Below are 22,378 nucleotides of genomic sequence, written 5' to 3' on the forward strand. Positions count from 1 at the left end.
TTCCTGTTTGGTTAGTCGTGCTTGTTGCCGACAACTTAACTTTAGATAAATCCTCTTGCCCCGACAAACGATAAAAACAAACCTAATAAGTGAGAAAATCTAACCTATAGACTTTAGTCTAATACCTACTTTAATTAGCATTTCTTTCACTCTTAAAAAATACAGTAAAAACAAGTAAGTTACCTACTTTGGCATTTAATTTGGTAGAGGCCACCTGTACATAGAACCTGAGTTAGTTAGCAGTCAACTTTTTATGTGGGTTTAAAAAAAACATCTTTTTCCACCCTTGCCTTTGTGTTGTAAAAAGCCACGGCATAGGCATAAGCGATAATATAGAATAATGCACATGAGGTTGTTTTCCTGCAGCATTACCTGTATCACCTAGTAAGCCAATTTGGCTGTTTATGCTAACTACATCCCCTGCATTTACATGGTAGTCATTTAAATGTGCAAAATAATGCACTCGCCATTTTGCACCTAATACCGCAACCACTTTGCCACCTCGGTTTAGTTCACCTGAAAAAATAACAATACCGCTTGTTGCAGCAACCACAGGCGTATTTTTAGCGCCAAAAATATCAATTCCTTTATGCACACCAGAGCGCCCCCACGGCTCATACCAAAACGTATTGTGGTTCCAATCCTTACTTGTAGCGCCTTGCACAGGAATTACTAGTTTCTCAGGAATGAGTAAACCCATTATTAATAAAATTATAACTGCGCCCAAAGTCCACTTTAGTAGTTTCAATGCATTACCTTTGCTGTGAATAGTCATTAAATTATTAATTACAATACCTGAACGCATTGTGAGTATTATTTGAGTTATATCAATCTTGTTAAGTTATTCCTCTGTTCTGGTCAATCAAAACTGCTTCATCTTTAAAAGCTTGAGGGTAACTCTTGTGTGATTTTTTAAACTCATACCGTTTCCTTAATTTATTGACGTTAATGTCTCAAAATTAAGTGCCCTATGGAATTAGGCCTGAAGAGCCACTTATAGCAACCGATAAATAAAACCGTTACTAGGCATAAAATTTTTACATGTAGTTTTTATAAGATCTTTATAAAAAAATTTTATTACACGCACAAAAAAGCCCCTACCAAATATAAATCGGTAGGGACTTTTTTGTGACTCTCGCTAATTAAATTGCTTTATAAGGCAAGCTCTTCTTTAGCGCGAGTTAAGTTATGAGACACTAATGTGTTTTCAGAAACCTGAACTGCTTCGTATAAATCAGCTAATGCTGCGGTATCGTTATGCGCTTTTAAACGTGCAACGCCACGGTTGCTTAAAGCGTACGATGTAAGCTGGCGTACTTTAAATTTAGGGCCATCTGCATCTTTTAATAGTGCAATAGCTTTAGTACAAATTTCTTCAGCTTGAGCGTAATTTTTAGATTTAACGTTAAGTGCACAGCTATTGAATGACTCTTCTAGAGGCATTGGAGCCGTTTCGGTTTTAATAACCATAAGTTTGTAGTCACTTGAATCAGCCATTACAGCTGCTGAGCAAGTTAGTAATGAGCCAAGAGCGATGGTTTTTAAAAGTGTACGTTTCATGGTTTGTCTTTCCTAATTAAGTTAGTCGCGCTTGTTGCCGACAACTGAACTTTAGAGTAATAGCTCAGCGCCGACAAACGAGAAAAACAAACTCAATAAGTGAAGAAAATTAACTTATAGACTTTAGTCTAATATACGTACAAATTTAAATGTTTAACAGCGTGTAAACCAGCGTAATTACTGCTTGTTTTGAAAAAGGTTTTAAAACGAATCTTATGCAGTAGCTACGTATACAAGCCAGTGAACTGTGCAAAAATCGGTCTTTAAAATTTATTTTGTTTTTATGCTTTTAGCGACTTTTCCCACGCTCAAGCCTTGCACTAAAATTGAAAAAACACCATCGCATAAATTAAAACTAGTAAGCCCCTCGGCGCGACGCTAATTTCAAATATACTCAACGTGTTCGTGACATCCATAATCTAGCTCTCTTAAATTTAAAGCCTTATAGGTAGTTTCCACTTTTATGATTTGCACTTTTTAACCATGCAACGCAAAAAGCCCACGTTAAGAATAAACCTAACATGGGCTTTTTATACACTGGCTTAATTAAAGCATGTTTAATGCTTTTTTATAGCGCAAGCTCTTCTTTAGCAAGTGTTAAATTATGCGATACCATTGTACTGTTAGACATTTGCGCTGCCTCGTACAAATCAGCAATAGCTGCTGTGTCATTATTTGATTTTAAGCGAGCAACACCGCGGTTGCTTAACGCGAATGACGTAAGTTGGCGTACTTTAAATTTAGGGCCGTCTGCATCTTTTAAAAGTGCAATTGCTTTTGTACAAATTGCTTCAGCCTCAGCATAATTCTTAGATTTAACATTAAGAGCACAGCTGTTAAATGACTGCTCTAGTGGCTGTGGTGCAGTGGCTTGTTCAATAACCATTAATTTATAGTCACTTGTATCAGCCATTACAGCAGCTGAGCAAGTTAATAAAGAGCCAAGAGCGATGGTTTTGATTAGTGAGCTTTTCATGATTATATTCCTGTTGAGTTAGTCGTGCTTGTTGCCGACAACTGAACTTTAGAGAATTACCATAAAAACGACAAACGATTAAAACAAAACCAATAAGTGAAGAAAATTAACTTATAGACTTTAGTCTAATACCAAACTAGTAAGCAATACATAGCAAGTGCATTAACTATAATTAGTAAACGCCAACCAATTTAACTCTCTTATCAATCGCAAACCTATAAACTCCCTCGTCCATATGTCATAATCTAAATAATTCATAAATTTAGTAACTTGGCGCATATTTGTGCATTTTAAAGTTAACTACTTAGGGTTTTACCATGGCATATCAAGAGCAAAATCAAGCAACAATTTATTGGCACGATTATGAGACCTGGGGGGCGAGCCCTCAAAAAGATAAGCCGAGTCAGTTTGCCGGTGTGCGCACCGATCTTGATTTAAATATAATTGGCGAGCCGCTTATTGAATATTGTAAGCCGCAAGCGGATTACTTACCGCACCCTGAGGCATGTTTAATTACCGGTATCACACCACAAGTGGCGATGAAAAAAGGCTTGGTTGAAGCTGAGTTTATTGCAAAAATTCATGCCGAATTTAGTGCGCCAAACACCTGTGTGGCTGGTTATAACAGTATTCGCTTTGATGACGAAGTAAGCCGTTATAGCTTTTATCGCAACTTTTACGATCCGTACGAGCGTGAGTATAAAAACAATAACAGCCGCTGGGATATTATTGATTTAGTACGTGCATGTTATGCGCTGCGCCCTGAAGGTATTGAATGGCCGTTAAAAGAAGACGGCAGCCCGAGCTTTAAGCTTGAGCATTTAACGGTAGCTAATGGCATTGAACACGCCGCTGCGCACGATGCGCTAAGCGATGTAACTGCCACTATTGCACTGGCTAAACTTATAAAAGAAAAACAACCAAAGCTTTATAACTTCTTTTTTGGGCTGCGGAATAAAAAAGCCCTTGGCGATTTAGTTGATGTATTTAACATGACGCCGCTGGTACACACATCATCGCGTATTCCTGCAACGCAAGGTTGTACTACGTGGGTAGCACCTATGAGCTTTCACCCGGTAAATAAAAACGCCGTTATATGTTTTGATTTAACCCAAAACCCGCAAGTATTGCTTGATTTAAATGTAGAAGAGTTGCGTAAGCGTTTATACACCAAACGCGTTGATTTAGCCGAGGGTGACTTACCCGTTGGTTTAAAATTGGTGCATTTAAACAAGTGCCCTATTTTAGCGCCTGCTAAAACGTTATTGCCTGAAAACGCAGCCCGTTTAGGCATTGACCGTGAGCAGTGCCTCGCTAATTTAGCTATTTTAAAAGCCAATACCGAGCTTCGCGATAAAGTAACTGAAGTGTTTAACGAAAAAGGCGATTACAGCGCGACCACTAATGTTGATTACTTACTTTACGATGGCTTTACAAGCCATGCCGACAAAGCTAAATTTGCGATTATTCGCGATGCTAAACCAGAGGAACTCGCTGGCTTAAATTTAGATTTTGAAGATAAAAAGTTCAATACATTACTGTTTAGATACCGTGCACGAAACTGGCCTGAAACGCTAAACCAGCAAGAGCTTGACCAATGGCGTCAGTATTGCCAAAACAAGCTAATGCACGGGGAAGATCAACCCTCAATAAGTGCACAAGATTTTATGATCACTCTTGAAAACTTGGCGCATGAGCACGACGACAGCGAAAAGAACCTGACCATTTTAAAGGCACTATATAACTACGCACAGAGCATGTAATTTGCTTAAACCTTACTTGTAAAACGCATATAAAAACGCGACGCTTTAGTGATAAAGCGTCGCGTTTTTTTGTTTATAAATATCTATACCACTCCAAACAAAACGAAATTTTTGCACAAAGAGAAGTGAATGAGGAGTGAATGAGGAGTAAATGAGAAAACATAAGCCAATAATAACTTTGCCTAATCACTTCCTCTATAAGCGCAGCGCCTCATATTCTCTTTGTGAATCATTCACTTTAATTACATTATTTTTTATGTAGCGCTTCTATTCGTGCAAGTAAGCTTGATGTGTCGTATCGCCCGCCGCCGAGTGCTTGTACGTCAGCGTAATATTGATCAACCGTTGCAGTCATCGGTAAAGTAGCGCCATTGTTTTTAGCTTCATCAAGCGCGATGCCTAAATCTTTTCGCATCCAATCGACTGCAAAACCAAACTCGTACTCACCTGCCCACATTGTTTTATAGCGGTTTTCCATTTGCCACGAACCCGCAGCCCCTTTTGAAATGGTTTCAATTACTTTTTCACCATCAAGCCCTGCTTGTTTGGCAAAGTGTAAGCCCTCGGCTAAGCCTTGCACTACGCCGGCAATACAAATTTGATTAACCATTTTACATAACTGCCCTGCCCCCACATCGCCTAATAATTGGCTAAAACGGCTATATGCCGCCATTACAGGTTGCACTTTAGTGAAAACAGCTTCGTTACCGCCTGCCATGACTGTAAGCACACCGTTTTCAGCACCTGCTTGTCCGCCTGATACGGGCGCGTCTATAAAATCGATATTTTGCAACGCTGCTTTTGCAGCTACTTCACGGGCTACTTCGGCCGATGTAGTGGTATGGTCAACTAAAATGCTATTAACGGCCATCCCCGCTAAAACACCATTATCGCCATAAACAACCGCACGTAAGTCATCATCATTACCTACACACATAAATACAATATCAGCATTATTAGCAGCTTCTCGCGGCGTGGTGGCCAAGCTTCCTGCAAACTCATCTACCCAACTTTGCGCCTTTGCTTGAGTACGGTTATATACACACACATTAAAGCCCGCTTTTGCTAAATGCCCTGCCATTGGGTAACCCATTACCCCTAAACCTATAAATGCAACATTGATTGACATAAAAGTGCCTTATTTTCCTGCTAACTTAGAAACTATGCCCGATTATGTCAATCGGCTGCTTAAAAAGCGAATTAAGTCTTTATAAATTTCCAACGTAAGGAAATAAGTAGGTAACCATGGATAGTATTTATCAATTTAGTGCCCCTTTATATAACAGCGAAAGCTTTGCGCTTAGCCAGCTAAAAGGCAAAACAGTACTTATTGTTAATACAGCAAGTAAATGTAATTTTTCGGTGCAATTAAGTTCGCTAGAAAAGCTCTATCAAGAATATAAAAACAGCGGTTTCACTATATTAGCGTTTCCGTGTCATCAATTTGGCCAAAACGAGCCGCTTGATAACCTCGCGATTAAAGACTTTTACCAAGGACAATTTGACGTTTCGTTTAAAGTGTTTGGTAAGGTAATGGTAAATGGGCCCGAGGCGCATCCGCTGTTTAATTATTTAAAGTCGCATACCCGTGGTATTTCTCAAAACCGCGCAGTAAAGTGGAACTTCACAAAGTTTTTAATTAACCCACAAGGCCAGCTCGTTGCACGATATGCGCCGCGCACCAAGCCCGAAACGCTTAAACAGGTCATTGAGGCAAACTTACCTAGCGCGGTGAGCGCTAATAATTTAAATAACACTAAAATAATACCCAACTTTAATGCTTTAAAAGGTGCTTAATTATTCTAAATCAATAAACTGGTGGTTACTCAAGCATGCTTTATTAAACTAGTTTAAGGTTATGTATAACCCAATCCGCAATAATGCTTAATCATTTTTAGGGGCTAAACGTGTCGCTATCTGCGTTAAAAAACTCTCATTTACGACTGCATGGATGCACAAGGTAGAGCAATGCAGGAGCAATTGCCGAGAACAACTAAATAGCGATTTTTTTGCCTTGTTATCAGCACGTTTTTCCATCCTCAAAATAGATCACTTGATTATGCGAATTGGTATAACAGCTAAGCTTTGGAGTAAATAACATGAACATTGCTTTTTTTAGTACGCAAAAATACGAACAGCCTTTTTTTAAGCGCAGTACTAACAAATACCCTCAAATAGAGATTTGTTACATTGAGCAAGCACTTACCGAGCAAACAGCACTGCTTGCTAACGGGTTTGATGCGGTGTGTGTATTTGTAAACGACACGGTTAGTGCAGCCGTAATAGAGCAATTGGCAGAGCTTGGGGTGAGCACTATTTTACTTCGCTGTGCAGGGTTTAATAATGTTGATTTAACTGCCGCCAAAGCTCAGAACATAAAGGTATTACGAGTACCTGCATACAGCCCAGAAGCCGTAGCTGAGCACTGTGTTGCACTTATGCTTACCCTTAGCCGTAAAACACATAAAGCCTATAACCGCGTACGCGAAGACAACTTTGATTTAAACGGTTTATTAGGCTTTAACTTACATGGCAAAACAGTTGGAATTATAGGCTGTGGTAAAATTGGCCTTGCACTTTGTAATATTTTAAATGGCTTTGGCGCGCATGTTTTAGTGTGCGACCCTTATGCAACACCTGGCAACTACACCATTACCGATTTAAATTCGCTGCTTACTCAAAGCGATATAATTTCACTGCACTGCCCACTGAATGAGCAAACACACCATTTAATAAACGACAATGCATTTAATAAAATGAAACCTGGAGTAATGCTAATTAACACTTCGCGCGGTGCGCTACTTAATAGCAAAGCCTGTATAAATGCGCTTAAAACTAAAAAGCTAGGGTATTTAGGGCTTGATGTGTACGAGCAAGAGTCGGAGCTATTTTTTAAAAACCATAGCGATGAGATAAACCAAGACGATATATTCTCGCGCTTAGTGAGCTTTAAAAATGTATTAGTAACAGGTCATCAAGGCTTTTTTACTCAAGAAGCCCTTAACGAAATTGCCAATACCACCATACAAAACGCAATAGAAATTAGTGAGCACAAACCTTTAACTAATGAGGTGCTATAAAGCCGTTGCCCGTAAATTTAGCTTTACCCGTTTTACTCTATTTATAACGGGTAAAGCTTAAAATACTTTAGCCAAACGCAACGTTTGCAAAAACAAGGGTCATTAATATCGGGCAAACAAAACGAATGTATTGAGCAAACCAGTAATGCGTGCCACTGCTGGCTTTATGAAGCTTATTACCGCGTTTCCACATCCAACCTGCAGTTATAAAGTAAAACAGCCCCATAAGCGGGAGTTGGTATTGGGTAAACAGCATAATTACTAAACCAAATAACCACTCAAAATTTAATATAATGGCACTTGCGCATACAAGCACAACTAAACTTACAGCCCACGTTGCTTTAGTACGATCTACGCGGTGGTTTTCTACTAAAAACGCAACCGGTATTTCTGTAGTAGAAATAGTAGATGTCACTGAGGCAATCGACATTAGTACAAAAAACAACAAACCTATAAGCAAACCTATTTCGCCCATGGTGCTAAATAACTCAGGCAAAATAGCAAATATCAGCTGCCCTTCGCCAATTAGTTTACCACCACTAAACACCTCTACCCCGTTATGCTGTGCAACATAAATGGCAGGCACTATCAGTAAACCGGCTAAAAATGCCACGCTGGTATCAAGCAGTGCAACGCTTGCAGTTAGTTTTGGCAGGTTTGCATCTGGCTGCAGGTACGAGCCATAAATCATCATGCAGCCAACCCCTAATGAGAGCGAGAAAAACGCCTGCCCCATTGCTGCAATAATTAAATTTGGGTCAAGCACTTGGCTAAAATCAGGAATTAAATAAGCGGCAAACCCTTCGCTGGCGCCTTCTAAACTGGCGATATAAAAAATTAAACCTATTAGTAGCACCAATAACAATGGCATTAAACGGCGCGACCAAGTTTCAATCCCCGATTTAACCCCTTTTAAAATTATACTGGCGGTTAAAATAAGCATAAGCGGCGTAAATATAAAATTTCGCACCATAGAGTCGCTGTGTAAAAACTCGCTTGCTGCACTAAAACCAAAAAATGTAGTAATAGGCTCTATCGCGTAAGAGAGCATCCACCCAGCTACAATAGAATAAAAGCTAAGCATAACCACAGCGCCCGCAAGGCCTATATACCCGGCGGCAGCCCCTACTTTTTTGTTGGTGTTTTGCCACGCATTACCCAATGCTTTTACTGGGTTTGCTTGCGCTTGGTGGCCTAAATAAAGTTCGGTATAAAGCGCAGGTAGCGCAAGTAAAAATATAACAACAAAGTAAACCAATAAAAATGCGCCGCCACCATGGTTGGCCGCCTGCGTAGGAAACCCCCATATATTACCTAAACCCACTGCTGCGCCTGCAGCGGCTAAAACAAAACCAAACCGGCTTTGAAATCCATCACGCACTTGTGCCATATATCTACAAATTCTGTTATTCTTTGATTATTGTGAATTAAACCATATTTAATGCCAACTGAGTAATAAAATTGCTGTTGGCATAAATAAGCGCTGTTAACCGCTCATAATTACAGCACTCACTTATTTTAAGCGCGTATGACTAACCACTTTTTTAAAAACACCTTAAGCATTGCTCCCTCTTTTTATAGCGATTTACCCCCTAGCAACAATACTATTTTAGTGTTTAATGCAAGCACCCTTAATGTAGAACACCTCGATTTAACCCAGTACCTAAGCCCGTTTGAGCTAAGCGTTATAAATCGCCGTAAACGCATGCAAGCAAAGCAAGAATATCTAGCATCGCGCATATTGCTAAAGCAGCTTGCCAAGCATACCCAGCCCCAATACGCGCACGTACCGCTTAATAAAATGAGCACCCTCTTTAATGAAGAGTGCTCAAAACTGCAGCTCCATATAAACCGCAGCGTTATTAATACCTGTATTTCGCATTCTCATGGCTTAGTTGGTGTAGCTCTTAATGTTACTAAGGCTGAGTTTGGGTTTGATATTGAAAAAATAAGCTTAAAACGCCCATTCGAAAAGCTCGCAAAGCATTTTTACAATAAGGCTGAAATTGACTTAATTACCGCCCCTTTGGCTATAAAAGAGCAAGCCTACTGCTTTTTTAGAATTTGGACCTTAAAAGAGGCACTCGCTAAAGCAACAAGCCGCCCAATAGCGCAATTGCTTAGCCCAAATGTATTTGATGAATTATCTTTGTTAAACCTTACAGCATCGAGTAACACCATAATGGTTGCCAATGAGGGGTTTGATATAAGCGTGGCGCATAAAAAAAGCACCGACTGGCGGTGCTTTATGCTTAAAAATTTAGATACTTAATTACTTGGCATATAAGCCTAGGCAGCGCTTTCTAATAAGCGACTGTGTATTGCTTGCACTACGGTATCTGACTCGCTTTGCTCTACTAAAAAGCATAAATTGTGCTTACTTGCACCATGACAAATTAAACGAATATTAAACTCTTTTAATACGTTCATTAAGTTCATTTCGTGCTGGCGTAGCTGTATTTCTGAGCCTATTAGCGCCACTAAGGTTAAGTTATTTTCAACCGACACATGGCAAAATTCAGCTAGCTTATCTAAACACGCTTGCTCAAGCTCAGGGCGCGAGGCATTGGGTGCGTTATCTAAGGTAATAGCAACACTAATTTCTGAGGTAGTCACTAAATCTACCGATATATTAAACTCACTTAAAATGGTAAATACTCTGGCCAAAAAGCCACTTGCTAATAGCATTTCAGGGCTTTTAAGCGTGAGCAATATTTGGTTTTTACGCTGCGTTACAGCGCGTATACCCGGCTGCTGTGACTTTTCACGCTCAATCCACGTGCCACCGCGCTCTGGCTCGCGGCTAGAGCCTACAAATACATTAATATGGCTGCGGCTGGCTGGTAAAATAGTGGCTGGGTGCAATACTTTTGCGCCAAAGGTGGCCATTTCTGCGGCTTCGTCAAAGCTTAAACGGGCAATTGGCGTTGCCTTTGCACATAAGCGTGGGTCTGTGCTAAATATACCCACTACGTCGGTCCAAATATGTACGCTTTTAGCGTTAATCGCCTCAGCAAGTAATGCTGCGCTGTAATCTGAGCCACCACGGCCAAGCGTGGTTGTTTGGCCAAATTCGTCGCTACCAACAAAACCTTGAGTCACAATTACTTGCTCATCTAATAACGGAATTAAAATCTCTTTAGCCGCTTGCGCTGTGGCTTTAACATTGGGTGTTGCTTTACCAAACTGGCTGTCGGTTTTAAGTACTTTACGTACATCAAAACGGTCGGCATTTAAGCCTTTTAAACGTAGCACTTGTGCAAATAAGTACGACGATAAGCGCTCACCAAAACTAAGTAGCTCATCGTGCTGCTGATCCGTTGTTAGTGTTTCAAGTGCTAACGTTTGAAACGCTTTTAACGTTTCGTTAAAACCTACGGCTAAATCGGCATCAAGCGAGAGCTCATCTAAAATTGCTTGCTGAATAGCTAGCACGCCGTCAATGTGCTCTTGGCGCTGCTCTGGGGTAATGCTTGATTTACACAGTGCAACTAAGTGATTAGTTACGCCGGCGCTGGCGCTCACTGCTACAATACGCACGCTTTTATCTGCAACAATAATTTCGCTACAGCGACTCATCGCTTCAAAGTTTGCAACACTGGTTCCGCCAAATTTGGCAACGATGTAATCTGATTTTGCGCCTGGTACTGTTTGTGGCACTGATTGGGTAGTCATTTAGTCTCCTTTCGCGGTATTTTAACCGCTAAAAAACAAGAAGAACTTGGCAAAGGAATGCATTTGATGTGTCCGCTGCCAGAAGCTCTCCACCTATATTGGTGACAGTTTTGAGGATTCAGCCCCATAAACCGAAAAACAATAGCGACGTACTAGTGTTTTTCTCGGCGAGTACTTCCCTCTTTAATGGTTATGGGCGTTCGTCACCTACCATTAAATACCTAAGTATCGCACCTCTTCTGAATGTTTTATTAACCGCTGGCTAATAAAACAAAGCCCCGCTAATTAGCGGGGCTTTGAAAGTTATCGTTTAGACGTCTAGGTGTCAAGCATTTATAGTAAAAATTAAACAAAACCACCCATAAAGTAAGCGCCTGCATAACCTACGGTATAACAAATTAATAATTGCAGCGATAATTTAAAGTAGCTCGTAAAAGTAAGTGCTTTAAGTTTGCTCATGGCAATAATACCCGCTGCAGAACCAATTATAAGCATTGACCCACCTACACCTGTTGCATAGGTAAACGACAACCAATGTTGCTGGCTCATTATTATATCTGCTTTTAATAGCGCAGCAGTAAGCGGTACGTTATCGACCCCTGCAGATAGTATTCCCATTAAATAGTTAGCGTACTCAGGTGCCATTACTGTATATAAATCGGTAAATTTACTTAAAATACCAATTTCTTTTAATGCGCCAACAAGTAAAAGCACCCCAACAAAAAACAGTAGTGTGTCGTATTCTATCTCGCGAACAAAATCGATGATGTCTTTGTTTATGTCTTTTTTACGCATTAAAAATTGCGCCACTAAAAACATAACCGATAAACCAAATAAAAATGTGAGTAGCGGCGGTACGCTATAAATTACGCTAAGGGTTAAAGTACTTACCACGGTTGATAAAAATATGATGGCGATGGTAATGTCAGTTTTTTCTATCCGTTTTTTTTGCGAGCCCACAAACTCTATTTGCCCTTTCATACCAACAGAGAGCAAAAGCGCCAGTAACATTACACTTATAAACGCAGGCGCTATGAGTAGTAATAAGTTTGCAATAGACACTTTGCCATCTAAAAATATCATTAAAGTAGTTACATCACCGGTAATTAACGACACTCCACCCGAGTTAACCCCAAACACAATAAGTGTGGCGTATTTAATCAGCTTTTTAGCTTCCAGCTTTAACGACATAACCACAGCAAGTGATATAAGCGTAGCGGTCACATTGTCAGAAATAGACGAAAACAAAAACGCAAAGCCCCCCACTAAAAACATAAGTTGTCGTTCACTAATGCTTTTAGGCATAACCCGGTGCACAATGTTTTCTATAAATCCTTTTGAATTTAAATACGCAACAAAGGTCATGGCGGCCATTAAAAACAGCCATAGCGAGGCTATTTCTAATATGTTTTCGTTAAGAAGGTGCTGAATAGTTGCAGGGCTTTGCCCATGGAGTGGGTTAACAAAAAGTATAATCCAACAAAGCGTGCCAAAAAAGAGTGTAGTTTTGGCTTTATTTACGTGAATTATATCTTCTATAACGATCAGTAAAAAGGCAATCGCTATTAGGGTTAAAATTATCGAGGGGAGCATGGTAGTTAAATAACCTTTGATATAGTTTTAACAGGACACATAAACAACTTGCGTTTAAGCGTTCCTAATTTTGGTGCGGATTCTAGCACCACAGATATGCAAAAACTATTATTAAATGGTCTTAAAAACGAATACCATATGCAGGTAAAATACGTAATAATGAGTCCTTTTTAAGAACTCAATAATAAAATACTAGGATGTTGTAATCTCTTATGATCCCAGCTAAAAAGCTGCTAAATACCCTTAGCGAACATTGGGGTGTGTTAGAGCTATTATTTAAACGTTTTAAAATGGCCGACTTTAGCCTAAAAGACGTACAAAATGCCATTAAGCAAAAGCAGCCCACGTGGACAAACGAGCGCATATACAAAGAAACAAATCGTTTGCTCAATCAAGATATACTCATTCCATTGGCTAAATCTTCTCAGCTTGAAATTAACCGTGCCATTGCCGACTTTGCCACCTTTTTATTACAAGAAGAACACCTAGGCTTAGCACAAGAAATTAGCGTTTTGGTTGATGATTTAGCCCGTCTAGGAAAGCGTTTAGATAATGCCGGCGAAATGGAAGACTTTGACGATTTACGCCGCTATAGCCGCATTATGGATGATCGGGTACGTAAAATAATGAAGCTTTACGCGCACAACGAAAACGCTATTTTAAATATTGTTGAGCAAGCTAAGTCTGATCACGCTGTGCAATCTTTGCAAAAGCGCTACAAAGCCGTAATAGAAGCCTTTGACGAATACATAGAGCCGATGCTTGAAATGGTCGATATTCGCGGTGATTTTCATGCCTGCTTTACACTTATTGAACAACAAATAAGTAAGCAAATAGAGCACATAGAGCGCTCGGGTAAAGCCTACAACGACAAACGCATGCTTGAGCAATTACGTACCCGTATACTCGAAATGCATTTAGTTGGCCGAGAAAGCTTACGTAAAAGTGCCGATATGCTTATGCCACTGCGCGAAGAGCTACGCCGTAATAACTTAATTACCCGCCAAGCAGCAAAAGTGCTTGGCCTTGTGCGTAAAAATGGCGTAGACAATATGCTAAGTGCGGTACAGCCAAACTTTGTAAGCGATGCGCAGCGCTATTCGCTTGGCCAGCAGCGCCATATAGTGGCTTACATGGCAAGCCTGGTAGAATTTGAACACGAAGAATACCAGCTTCCAGAGCAACAAGACGTACCGGCTTTTGTAACGCCTAATATTCCTGACTATCACGATGTTAAAACAAGCTTTGCAAAACGCTTTAATAAAAAACGTAAAAAGCCCCAGCCATTACTGCAATTTTTAGATGAGAGCTACCCCGATCTAGACGCCGACGAAATGCTATTTTTATACCAAAAACTAGTCAGCGACAGTGAAATTCACATTAGCCAAAGCGATGAAAAAACACGCGTAAAAATAGCCGGCCAACACTTTTCGTTATACCCATTTAATTCAGCGCCTCAACCAGATACACAGGCAGACGAGTAACACATGACACATATAAACCTAAACGAGCTAACACACCTGCAAGCCATTAATAAAAAATTAGGTGCGGGTTACCATATTTGCGAACAAGACAACATAATGTGGCAAGAGCTTGACCAGCACATAGAATCTTACAGCGCCTTATTTAGCGCCCTTGGCCACGACTTAAAGCACGACAGCCGCGGCTTTTACTACTTTGCCAGCGACGAAAGCACGCCAAACATGGGTAAAATATCCCGTGCTATTGCACTGACTATTTACATTTTAATTGAGCATTTTGCCAATACGGGTAAAGACCCTATGCGCGCATTGTTTGACGAAGTAAACGATTTAGAACTGATGCAAACCTTAGTGCAAATTAACAAACACTTGTTTGATCAGCTTGAGATATTTTCGGGCTCAGATTTACGAAAAGACGTTTACCTGCGTATGGTGCGCTTAGGTTTAGCCCGCGAAGTAGAAGGCGGCTTTATGCTACAAGCGCCTATTCACCGCTACATTGATGCACTTATGGAAGTAAACGAAGAAACCTACATCACGGAGGACGAGCAATGAAAAACCTATACGGACTGAGTAAACTCGCCCTACTTAATACCGCAGGCTATGCAAAGTGTGTGATCCCACTTGATAAAAGCAGCTCTATTTGTGCGCCAAACAATACCGGTAAAAGCTCGGTTATTAACGCCCTCCAGTTTCCGCTAATAAATGATTTACGTTTAACCGAATGGGACGGGCACGATTTAGATGAAACCCGTAAGTTTTATTTTTCATCGGATCAGTCGTACATTTTACTAGAAGCTAACCTCCCCCATGGCTCGGTCGTTATTGGTGTGGCGGGCCTTGGTAAAATAGCCGGTTACGCGCATCAGTACTTTTGTTATCAGGGCAAACTTGATTTAGCGCAGTACACGCAAGGTAATACCATAATTAAATTTACTAAGCTGTTTAATCATTTAAAAACGCAAGGTTACAACCCAATAGAGCTAAAATCACAAGAGCTAAACGCCCTACTTACCGGCGGCGCTACCCCGTTTGATGGCGATATTAATTTAAAAATGATACCGCTTAATAACGTGCAAGACTCAGCCATTTATAAAGAAATATTTAGGCGTATTCTTAACTTACACAAATTAGGCGCAAGCGATGTTAAACGCTTTATGCTGCGTGTATTTGAGCGCCATATGTCAAACTCAAAGGTCGACTTTTACGAAGTCTGGCGTCGCTCGTTTGATAAAGTAAACCGGGCTAAACGTGAATTAAAAGCCCTTGAATCAATGCAAGAGCCAATAAGTGCGCTTGAATCAATGCTTGAAAACCAAACCGTGCTTAAAGGTAAGTTAGCAGCCTACGCACCAAAAATTGACCAAGCCCTAATAGACTTTGATACCTACCAAGAAGAGCAACTAAGCGAACTCGCCATTGCCCTTGAAGACATAGAGCACGAAAAACACGAGTTTGAACAAAAGCAAAGCTTATACGTGCAGCAATCGCGCGATATAGAGCGCAAACAAACCCAAATTGAGCAGTGGTTTTTAGATTACAGCGCTTTAAAAAGCGAGTTTGAACTAGTAAATAAAGCCACCCTCAAAGCAAACCTTGTTCAACTAAAGCAAGATTACGAGTCGCTTTCGCACTCAATAACCAGTGCACAAGGGCAAAGCCTGCACACCCTTGATTACCGCATTAGCGAAACGCAAAAACAAATAAAAAGCTTAAAACTGCAGCTTAAAAACCTTGAATTTAATTTGTTTACTCGAATGCGCGAAGACCTATCACTCAAAGAAGTAGAAGAAATATCGCGCATTTTAAATCCCGACTTACTCTCGTTTGCCACCACCAGCAATGGCGATATAAGCATTGATGACGAAGACGCCTTTGGGGAGTTTTTATCGCTATTAAGTGAAAACGTAAAAGGCGGTGTACTTACCCTTCCTGGGGCAAGCATTAAACTTAAAAAGCTCTCGCCTGTGCAAATGCAAAGCGGTGAAAACAAAGCCCAGCTGAGTGCTCAATTAGACGCGCTTGAACGCTCCTTAAAAGAGTTTAAACAACAGCGCGAAGTAGCCGCTAACGTGGCAGATAAACAAAAAGAAAAAGATGCACTTTACGATGAGCTAATGAGCGCAGAGAGCGCCCTAAAACGTTTAGAGCAATTTGAGGTAATGCAGCAGTCGGTAGAAGCGCAAGCCATGCTAAAAGAGCAATTATTAGCAGAGCGCGAACAAGTTGATGATTACCTGCAAGACATACAAAAAAATAGTGGCTCAATTGCAGACAGACGCTCGTTAATTAAATCAAAGCAAGAGCAAATTAATCGCCAAACCGAGCGCCTTCGCCAAGTTAAAAGCGAGCGAATTGATCATACTCTCGATTTATACAGCGGGAAAGTAACTCCGTACATGATTGATATAACAGTCGACTTTGATAACTTAAGCGATTTAGTACATCACTTTAATAAAGACTGCCAAGAGCTGCGCAATTTTGACATAAACGTGCGTAATACCTATTTGCATGTATATAACGCAGGCATTACTAAGTTCGATAACGAAAACGACGAATTTACTAAATACCAAAAACTAATTAGTGCATTTCACAACCTTGATAACGAACGCGATGCCGTTGAGCGCCAAGGACGCGTAGCTCTGACCGAAGTAGCCGCAACCATTAAAGGCCTGCGCGAAGACTTAGATCGCCTGCGCCGCGAGATGAATAGCTTTAATAAAGGCATAAGCCAGCACCGTATTTCTAACCTGCAAGCGTTTAAAATTAACGTAATACCGCGCAAAATGCTGGTTGATAGTATTGATACTATTATCAGCACGTCGCATCAGTTTGAGCAAGGCGACACCCTTGATTTACTAAGCCAAGAACCCTACAGCGAAAGCGCGGTAAACGAAGCAAAAGATCACTTAATTAAACTCGCATCAGATAAAGCGGGCCTCACCTTAACTGATTTATTTGATATTCGTTTTGAAGTGGTAAACCGCGCAGGCGAAACCGAACACTTTGAAAAAATCGATTCAGCCGGTTCAAACGGCACACGTATTACTATTAAGTTATTATGCGGCATGTTGTTTATTCGTTACTTATTAAGCGATCAAGAACAAAACCTTTACCGTATACCTATTTATATAGATGAAGCGGCCGATATCGACCCGCAAAACCAAAAAGCAATCATAGAAACCGCATTAAGCTTTGGCTTTGTGCCAATATTTGCCTCAGTTAAGCCGCAGGTAAGCTGTGATTACATTGTACCTATTCGTTCAGTAAAAGATGGCGCCCAAAACTGGGTAGACGAAAAAGACTGGATAGAAGTTGAACACAGTTAATTGGCCGTTAAGGCAAACTAACTAAACTAAAATATAGGACGTTAAACTAATACACATTTAAACAATGTGTGTTATTTTAAATTAACGCATTTTATTGGAGCAAAGGTAATGAAAAATATACTTATTGTTGCAGCGCTAGCACTACTTACAGCCTGTACGCAAACCCCAGACTGGGATTACGACAAATCAGCCAACTTTAGTAATTTTAAAACATTTGCTTGGGTAGAAAACGCGAGCCTAACCAAAGATACCACAAACTACCAAATTAACGGTTTAATGGAAAAACGTGTACGAACAGCTGTAAACGCTGAGCTTAGCCAAACGTTGGGGATGAGGCTAGTAGATCCAGCCCAAGCTGATGTGTTAGTTAACTACCATGCATCGGTAGATAAAGAGCTAGAAGTAGACAGCTTTAACGTAGGCTACGGCGCACGTTGGGGGTATTGGGGTACGGGCTTTCAACGCGATATTAGCGCCCGCGAGTACGAAGTAGGTACTTTAGTAATTGATATTATTGACCGCGAATCAAACCAGCTGATATGGCGTGGTGCTAAAGAGGGCCGTTTAAAGAAAAAACAATCGCCAGAGCAACGCGAAGCATCAATTAAAGAAACAGTCGCTAATATTTTAAGCAACTTCCCGCCGCACAAGCAGCTGTAAATTAACATTAGCTTTAAATAAGTTTTAAAAGCTCACATTATGTGAGCTTTTTTGTGGGTGTATATTTTGGTGCTGCAGAGCTAAATAATTACGAGCTTCGCTCGTCACGTCAGCAAGCTGCACGTATACAAAACACCGTGTCAAACTTTACTTGTAGGCGCTAAGCTTGCTTGCGCGAGAAGCGCAGCTTCTAATTACTTATGATTTCTCAAATATAATTTAAATTTTAAGCCCTCTTAAAATAGCTTTGGCAGTATTACTTTATAAATAGGTTTTACATTAGCTAAAGGAGCACAAACATTTACATCACTCCCAAAGACTGGTATTTAAAGTAAACCGCAGATCAAGCTATATTGGTTTTAGGGTACTAAGAGAAGTTAAAAAGGTTAAATAAAGGATTAAAATGAAACCTACATGCCCTAGCTGTCAGAATAAAATTAATAATAGAGATATAAAAAATACTAATAAAAAAGGGATGCTTTTTGAATTCGAGTGCCCATATTGTCAAACATGGATACATTTGAATAAAACACTAGGAGTTTTAAAAACACTTGGAGTATCACTCTTATTAATAACTAGCTTGCTAAATATTTTCAGTATTAAAAGTAAATATAGCTCAATTTTCTCAACCGTTGGCTTTGCCGGAATATTTATAGCTATGCTTATTACTTTTTTTGGTAAACATGAAGAAATCAAATAATAAAAAAACAAAAAAGAATCCAAAAATAAAACACGCTAATATTAGTAATACCAGAATGTTATTAAATCAAATAGCATTCTCCTTGTTTTTTTTGGCTATAGGCTCCTTATCTATCATAATCGCAGTAAAATCTATATACGACGGTTATGTACTTACACCAACAGATTATCGTGTTGAATCTGAGGTTTATTTTTTCTCGACCTCTCCATTTACTTATCTTTTTAACCTTTTTTTTTACTTAGGATGTGGGATCTTTTTTTTAGCAGTACCATACCTAAGTAGAGACATGTTTCCGCGAAAAAAGAAAAAACTAAGCAAAAAAGCTCAAAGAAAAAATAAACAATAGTTTTTATTAATTCGTTTTGTATTTATACAATAACTCAAAGGGTATATGGCAATAGTCATCTGGGTGGTTAGTTAAACGGTCTTGGTGTTCAGCATCGCTTGGTACGTAATTAGTAAGCAGCTCTACCTGTACAACAATTTTTTCTGCATCACTGCGCTTATTTATATAATTTCTTGCTGCGTCTAAATGGTTTTGGTTTTTACTGTAAATAGCAGTGCGGTATTTAGGGCCTACGTCATCTCCTTGTTTATTAATACTGTATGGGTCAATAATTTCAAAAAAGTAGTCAAACAGCTTATTTAGGCTAACGGCGTTTGGGTCAAAAATTACCTTTACGCATTCTGCATAACCATCGTAGTCGCCACCTGTCGTTTTAGTTGTACCATTAGCGCGTCCTGCTTCAGTACTTATTACGCCTGGTAAGTGTTTCATAAACTCTTGTACGCCCCACAGGCAGCCACCAGCAAAGTAAATAGTATTGTGTTCTTTAGTATTCATTATAAATGTTACCTAATGAGAAAAGTGTGAATGGTTATCAAATGCAGTTATTAACAAATTAATGTACAATCGCGCACAAAATGACTGCTGTTATATTTGGCTATTTTATCATGCTCAAATATGAGCTTTGAAATTTATTGTAACCGCAGCTTCAAATAAAAAACGACGAGAAACACATGAACTGCACATCACACATTATATTACCTGCCCTTTTATGCAGCGTTACCCCATTTGCTTATGCTAATACGCTACCTAATGAGTCATCAATCGAGCAAATAACGGTTGAAGCCTCACCTACAGCCAATAAACTGCCTGTGGGTACATTTGACTCGCCTATTTCTAATTTAGAGTACGACCCACGTGTTGATCTTCAATCTCGTAATATGGCTGAAGCGCAAGCTGATGTAACTATTCGTGGTGGGATTTTTGAAAACACAGGTTTTAGAGTAGGAAGCGCTACCCTGCTTGACCCGCAATCTGGCCATTATTTTGCTGAAATACCTATTGCACCACAAATGCTAAGTGGCCCAGATGTTTTAACCGGTGCTGATAACGCACTGTACGGTATGAACAGCTCTGTAGGTACAGTTTCGTTTGGTTGGAAACCAATTATTACTGGCGGTAGTGTATCGCTTGGCACTGGTACGAACGACTTTAACCTGCAAAGTATTCACGCTGCTAAAAACACTCAACTTGATAGCTTAGCTAACTATACCCTGGGCTTTGAAGGTGAGTACTCTCACTCGCAAAGTGATGGCACCATTGATAATGGCGACCATGACTTTTCGCGCGCCTCAGCACGCGTGCAATTAGCAAGCGAGCATAGTCAGACCGACTTATTTTATGGCTCGCAAGATAAGTTTTTTGGCTGGCCTAACTTATATACCCCTTTTGGCGTTAACGAAACTGAAGATCTAGAAACACGCCTTTGGATGCTTAATCACAAGCAAAACTATGCTGAAAACAGTCACTTTGAAGTATCGGCGTATTACCGTACCCATGACGATCACTATATTTACTCGCGCGAAAACCCAAGTGTATTTGAAGCTTTTCATAAAAGTGAAGTTAAATCGCTTGCTCTTTCGGGTCGCCATACACAAAGCGATGCACTGGCAATAAATTACTCGGCACAATTTATTGATGACTCGATTGAATCAACCACACTTGAAAACAACTTTACCTCACGAAAATATTATAAGCTGAGCGTATTGCCCCAATACACTATGGCTTTAAAAGCGAATCAGCAGCTTACTTTTCGCTTAGGGGCTGCGTATGATGATACCAATCGTGATGATGCTGAAGTATCAGCTATTGGTGATATAACCTTAAGCACCCAAAACAGTGACGGCACAGCGCAAAGTATTTATTTATCATACGCGCAAGCGAGCCAAGTCGCAGGCTACACAGCCATTGGCGGCAGCGATTCTGGCGGGTTATTTAGAAGTAACTACAACCTTGAGCGCGAAACAACGTCAAACTTAGAGCTTGGCTTATTACTTGAAGAGCAAAGCTGGCAGTTAAACTCGGCTATTTTTTATCGAAAAGATAATAATTTAACCGACTGGACTTTTAATTTTGACTCCACCTCTGCGCGCTTTGCAAACCCCGTTGATATTGATACTGCAGGGGTTGAATTTTTAGCGACTAAACACTTTGATACGGCAAAACTTATTGCTAGCTATACCTATTTGCATAAATCAGAAAACTACGGCGCAGCCGATATTGATGCCAGTTTTTACGCGTTAAACTTTCCTGATCACCGTTTAACACTCGGCGCTGTGTACAACCCAACTGATATTTTAGAATTTAGAATAGATAACGAATGGCGTACACAACACAAAAACGCGCTTAGAAACGGCCACGACAACGCGTTATTTACCCAGCTAACGCTTAAAATAACCCCGCCTCAGTTAAGCAATTTATTTATTACTTTAGCGGCTGATAACTTATGGGATGAGTCGTTTGAAGAAATACCAGGTACACCAGGACGCGGTGAGCAATATACGTTAAGCGCAACGTATAGTTGGTAGAAAATAAAGCCGGCGTTTACAAACTCAATTTATACTTTGATTTGTAAACGCTGTGTTTTTTATAAAAGCGCTATTTTAGACAAAAAATATTCCACAAAGAGAAGCGAATGAGAAGTAAATGAGAATACACAAACCAACTATTACTTAAAGCTAATCTCTTCCTCTAAAAGCGCAGCAACTCTTCCCCTCCTTGTGATTTATTCACTTTTACAGGCTTTGCCTGTCACGTAAGCAAGCTTTACGTCTACAAAACAACCGTATACCTGCACATTTGCGGTAGACGCTGAGCTTGCTCGCGTTAAAAGCGCAGCTTTTAATTACTTAAAAAATTACTCGGTAATAGATAAATGTAAATATATGTGTATTAACCTCGTGAGCTAGGTTAATTGCTCAAGCTCGGTTATAAGTGCTAGAGCCTCTGCATTAGTTGACCCACACACATCAAATGTGGCGCTAAAATCACTACATACTTTTGGACGGCTTTCATCGCCAAATAATTTACATAAATTACGTTCATCTAGCTGAATACAACGCTCTCCGGCTTTTTTACCGTTTGGCATCCCGGGGATTGGCGAGCTAATACTTGGTGCAATGCAGCATGCACCGCAGCCTAAACGACATGCCATAGGCTCTGTTTTCATAATAACCTCAGTTAATAAAACTATGCAATTTGCAGTGTGATTTCAC

19 protein-coding genes and 1 riboswitch are annotated in these 22,378 nt (G+C 40.1%); of the genes, 10 read left to right on the plus strand and 9 right to left on the minus strand.

All coding sequences use genetic code 11. The features are described 5' to 3' along the window. Positions 1-232: 232 nt before the first annotated feature. The 3 genes from QUE46_RS09890 to QUE46_RS09900 form a co-directional block, all read right to left on the minus strand. Positions 233-748, minus strand: coding sequence for a M23 family metallopeptidase (locus tag QUE46_RS09890; RefSeq protein WP_374761404.1), 516 nt, complete (start codon positions 746-748; stop codon positions 233-235). A 404-nt stretch (positions 749-1,152) separates the two neighbouring features. Beyond that, on the minus strand, positions 1,153-1,560 hold the full coding sequence (locus QUE46_RS09895; RefSeq protein ID WP_286244645.1) for a hypothetical protein: 408 nt from the start codon (positions 1,558-1,560) through the stop codon (positions 1,153-1,155). A 568-nt stretch (positions 1,561-2,128) separates the two neighbouring features. Beyond that, positions 2,129-2,536 (minus strand): hypothetical protein, encoded by a 408-nt coding sequence (locus QUE46_RS09900; RefSeq protein ID WP_055015177.1) that lies wholly within the window; start codon positions 2,534-2,536, stop codon positions 2,129-2,131. A gap of 317 nt (positions 2,537-2,853) precedes the next feature. Between QUE46_RS09900 and sbcB the strand changes: the two genes are divergently transcribed. After that, on the plus strand, positions 2,854-4,299 hold the full coding sequence (gene sbcB, locus QUE46_RS09905) for an exodeoxyribonuclease I (RefSeq protein WP_286244646.1): 1,446 nt from the start codon (positions 2,854-2,856) through the stop codon (positions 4,297-4,299). A gap of 247 nt (positions 4,300-4,546) precedes the next feature. On the opposite strand, the gene QUE46_RS09910 is transcribed toward sbcB, so the two are convergent. Next, positions 4,547-5,428 (minus strand): NAD(P)-dependent oxidoreductase, encoded by an 882-nt coding sequence (locus QUE46_RS09910; RefSeq protein WP_286244647.1) that lies wholly within the window; start codon positions 5,426-5,428, stop codon positions 4,547-4,549. Between the two features lie 116 nt (positions 5,429-5,544). Here QUE46_RS09910 and QUE46_RS09915 point away from each other — a divergent pair, with 116 nt between their 5' ends. Beyond that, on the plus strand, positions 5,545-6,096 hold the full coding sequence (locus QUE46_RS09915) for a glutathione peroxidase (RefSeq protein WP_286244648.1): 552 nt from the start codon (positions 5,545-5,547) through the stop codon (positions 6,094-6,096). Positions 6,097-6,398: 302 nt separating this feature from the next. Beyond that, the gene (locus tag QUE46_RS09920) at positions 6,399-7,379 is read left to right on the plus strand and encodes a 2-hydroxyacid dehydrogenase (RefSeq protein WP_286244649.1); all 981 of its coding nucleotides are present in this window, start codon (positions 6,399-6,401) and stop codon (positions 7,377-7,379) included. 67 nt (positions 7,380-7,446) lie between these two features. On the opposite strand, the gene QUE46_RS09925 is transcribed toward QUE46_RS09920, so the two are convergent. Beyond that, entirely contained in the window at positions 7,447-8,769 is a 1,323-nt protein-coding gene (locus QUE46_RS09925) for a sodium-dependent transporter (RefSeq protein ID WP_286244650.1), read from the minus strand. 138 nt (positions 8,770-8,907) lie between these two features. On the opposite strand from QUE46_RS09925, the gene QUE46_RS09930 reads away from it, so the two are divergent. Beyond that, positions 8,908-9,651 carry a 4'-phosphopantetheinyl transferase superfamily protein gene (locus tag QUE46_RS09930; RefSeq protein WP_286244651.1) on the plus strand — a complete coding sequence of 248 codons (744 nt, stop codon included), beginning with the start codon at positions 8,908-8,910 and terminating at the stop codon, positions 9,649-9,651. 17 nt (positions 9,652-9,668) lie between these two features. On the opposite strand, the gene lysC is transcribed toward QUE46_RS09930, so the two are convergent. Continuing rightward, positions 9,669-11,054: a lysine-sensitive aspartokinase 3 gene (lysC, locus tag QUE46_RS09935; RefSeq protein ID WP_286244652.1), complete on the minus strand. Its 1,386-nt coding sequence runs from the start codon at positions 11,052-11,054 to the stop codon at positions 9,669-9,671. A 74-nt stretch (positions 11,055-11,128) separates the two neighbouring features. Next, a riboswitch (Lysine riboswitch) is annotated at positions 11,129-11,301 on the minus strand. Positions 11,302-11,399: 98 nt separating this feature from the next. After that, complete coding sequence (gene nhaD, locus QUE46_RS09940) at positions 11,400-12,647, minus strand: sodium:proton antiporter NhaD (protein ID WP_286244653.1); 1,248 nt, start codon at positions 12,645-12,647, stop codon at positions 11,400-11,402. Positions 12,648-12,859: 212 nt separating this feature from the next. On the opposite strand from nhaD, the gene QUE46_RS09945 reads away from it, so the two are divergent. The 5 genes from QUE46_RS09945 to QUE46_RS09965 all read left to right on the plus strand — a co-directional run bounded on the left by QUE46_RS09945 (position 12,860) and on the right by QUE46_RS09965 (position 18,817). After that, positions 12,860-14,131, plus strand: a complete 1,272-nt coding sequence (locus QUE46_RS09945; protein ID WP_286244654.1) for a hypothetical protein — start codon at positions 12,860-12,862, stop codon at positions 14,129-14,131. A gap of 3 nt (positions 14,132-14,134) precedes the next feature. Then, positions 14,135-14,683, plus strand: coding sequence for a hypothetical protein (locus QUE46_RS09950; RefSeq protein ID WP_286244655.1), 549 nt, complete (start codon positions 14,135-14,137; stop codon positions 14,681-14,683). Then, the gene (locus QUE46_RS09955; RefSeq protein WP_286244656.1) at positions 14,680-17,457 is read left to right on the plus strand and encodes an ATPase; all 2,778 of its coding nucleotides are present in this window, start codon (positions 14,680-14,682) and stop codon (positions 17,455-17,457) included. Before QUE46_RS09950 ends, QUE46_RS09955 begins: the two co-directional genes overlap by 4 nt. Positions 17,458-17,565: 108 nt before the next feature. Next, positions 17,566-18,117 carry a DUF4136 domain-containing protein gene (locus QUE46_RS09960; RefSeq protein ID WP_286244657.1) on the plus strand — a complete coding sequence of 184 codons (552 nt, stop codon included), beginning with the start codon at positions 17,566-17,568 and terminating at the stop codon, positions 18,115-18,117. Positions 18,118-18,520: 403 nt separating this feature from the next. Then, positions 18,521-18,817 (plus strand): hypothetical protein, encoded by a 297-nt coding sequence (locus QUE46_RS09965; RefSeq protein ID WP_286244658.1) that lies wholly within the window; start codon positions 18,521-18,523, stop codon positions 18,815-18,817. Between the two features lie 352 nt (positions 18,818-19,169). On the opposite strand, the gene QUE46_RS09970 is transcribed toward QUE46_RS09965, so the two are convergent. After that, positions 19,170-19,661: a peptide-methionine (S)-S-oxide reductase gene (locus QUE46_RS09970; RefSeq protein ID WP_286244659.1), complete on the minus strand. Its 492-nt coding sequence runs from the start codon at positions 19,659-19,661 to the stop codon at positions 19,170-19,172. Positions 19,662-19,837: 176 nt separating this feature from the next. Here QUE46_RS09970 and QUE46_RS09975 point away from each other — a divergent pair, with 176 nt between their 5' ends. After that, positions 19,838-21,691 (plus strand): TonB-dependent siderophore receptor, encoded by a 1,854-nt coding sequence (locus QUE46_RS09975; protein ID WP_286244660.1) that lies wholly within the window; start codon positions 19,838-19,840, stop codon positions 21,689-21,691. A gap of 377 nt (positions 21,692-22,068) precedes the next feature. Here QUE46_RS09975 and QUE46_RS09980 read toward each other — a convergent pair whose 3' ends face one another. After that, a complete protein-coding gene (locus tag QUE46_RS09980; protein ID WP_055015194.1) occupies positions 22,069-22,332 on the minus strand; it encodes a YkgJ family cysteine cluster protein in 264 nt (87 codons plus the stop codon). Positions 22,333-22,378: the final 46 nt, after the last annotated feature.

This window comes from Pseudoalteromonas sp. MM1, assembly GCF_030296835.1.
Lineage (GTDB): Bacteria > Pseudomonadota > Gammaproteobacteria > Enterobacterales > Alteromonadaceae > Pseudoalteromonas.

Coding starts and splice junctions, on each gene's coding strand:
- QUE46_RS09945 (WP_286244654.1), top strand. CDS start 12,860: ATGATCCCAGCTAAAAAGCTGCTAAATACCCTTAGCGAACATTGGGGT.
- QUE46_RS09975 (WP_286244660.1), top strand. CDS start 19,838: ATGAACTGCACATCACACATTATATTACCTGCCCTTTTATGCAGCGTT.
- QUE46_RS09980 (WP_055015194.1), bottom strand. CDS start 22,332: ATGAAAACAGAGCCTATGGCATGTCGTTTAGGCTGCGGTGCATGCTGC.
- QUE46_RS09920 (WP_286244649.1), top strand. CDS start 6,399: ATGAACATTGCTTTTTTTAGTACGCAAAAATACGAACAGCCTTTTTTT.
- QUE46_RS09900 (WP_055015177.1), bottom strand. CDS start 2,536: ATGAAAAGCTCACTAATCAAAACCATCGCTCTTGGCTCTTTATTAACT.
- QUE46_RS09960 (WP_286244657.1), top strand. CDS start 17,566: ATGAAAAATATACTTATTGTTGCAGCGCTAGCACTACTTACAGCCTGT.
- sbcB (WP_286244646.1), top strand. CDS start 2,854: ATGGCATATCAAGAGCAAAATCAAGCAACAATTTATTGGCACGATTAT.
- QUE46_RS09930 (WP_286244651.1), top strand. CDS start 8,908: ATGACTAACCACTTTTTTAAAAACACCTTAAGCATTGCTCCCTCTTTT.
- lysC (WP_286244652.1), bottom strand. CDS start 11,054: ATGACTACCCAATCAGTGCCACAAACAGTACCAGGCGCAAAATCAGAT.
- QUE46_RS09910 (WP_286244647.1), bottom strand. CDS start 5,428: ATGTCAATCAATGTTGCATTTATAGGTTTAGGGGTAATGGGTTACCCA.
- QUE46_RS09950 (WP_286244655.1), top strand. CDS start 14,135: ATGACACATATAAACCTAAACGAGCTAACACACCTGCAAGCCATTAAT.
- QUE46_RS09925 (WP_286244650.1), bottom strand. CDS start 8,769: ATGGCACAAGTGCGTGATGGATTTCAAAGCCGGTTTGGTTTTGTTTTA.
- QUE46_RS09955 (WP_286244656.1), top strand. CDS start 14,680: ATGAAAAACCTATACGGACTGAGTAAACTCGCCCTACTTAATACCGCA.
- QUE46_RS09915 (WP_286244648.1), top strand. CDS start 5,545: ATGGATAGTATTTATCAATTTAGTGCCCCTTTATATAACAGCGAAAGC.
- QUE46_RS09970 (WP_286244659.1), bottom strand. CDS start 19,661: ATGAATACTAAAGAACACAATACTATTTACTTTGCTGGTGGCTGCCTG.
- QUE46_RS09895 (WP_286244645.1), bottom strand. CDS start 1,560: ATGAAACGTACACTTTTAAAAACCATCGCTCTTGGCTCATTACTAACT.
- QUE46_RS09965 (WP_286244658.1), top strand. CDS start 18,521: ATGAAACCTACATGCCCTAGCTGTCAGAATAAAATTAATAATAGAGAT.
- nhaD (WP_286244653.1), bottom strand. CDS start 12,647: ATGCTCCCCTCGATAATTTTAACCCTAATAGCGATTGCCTTTTTACTG.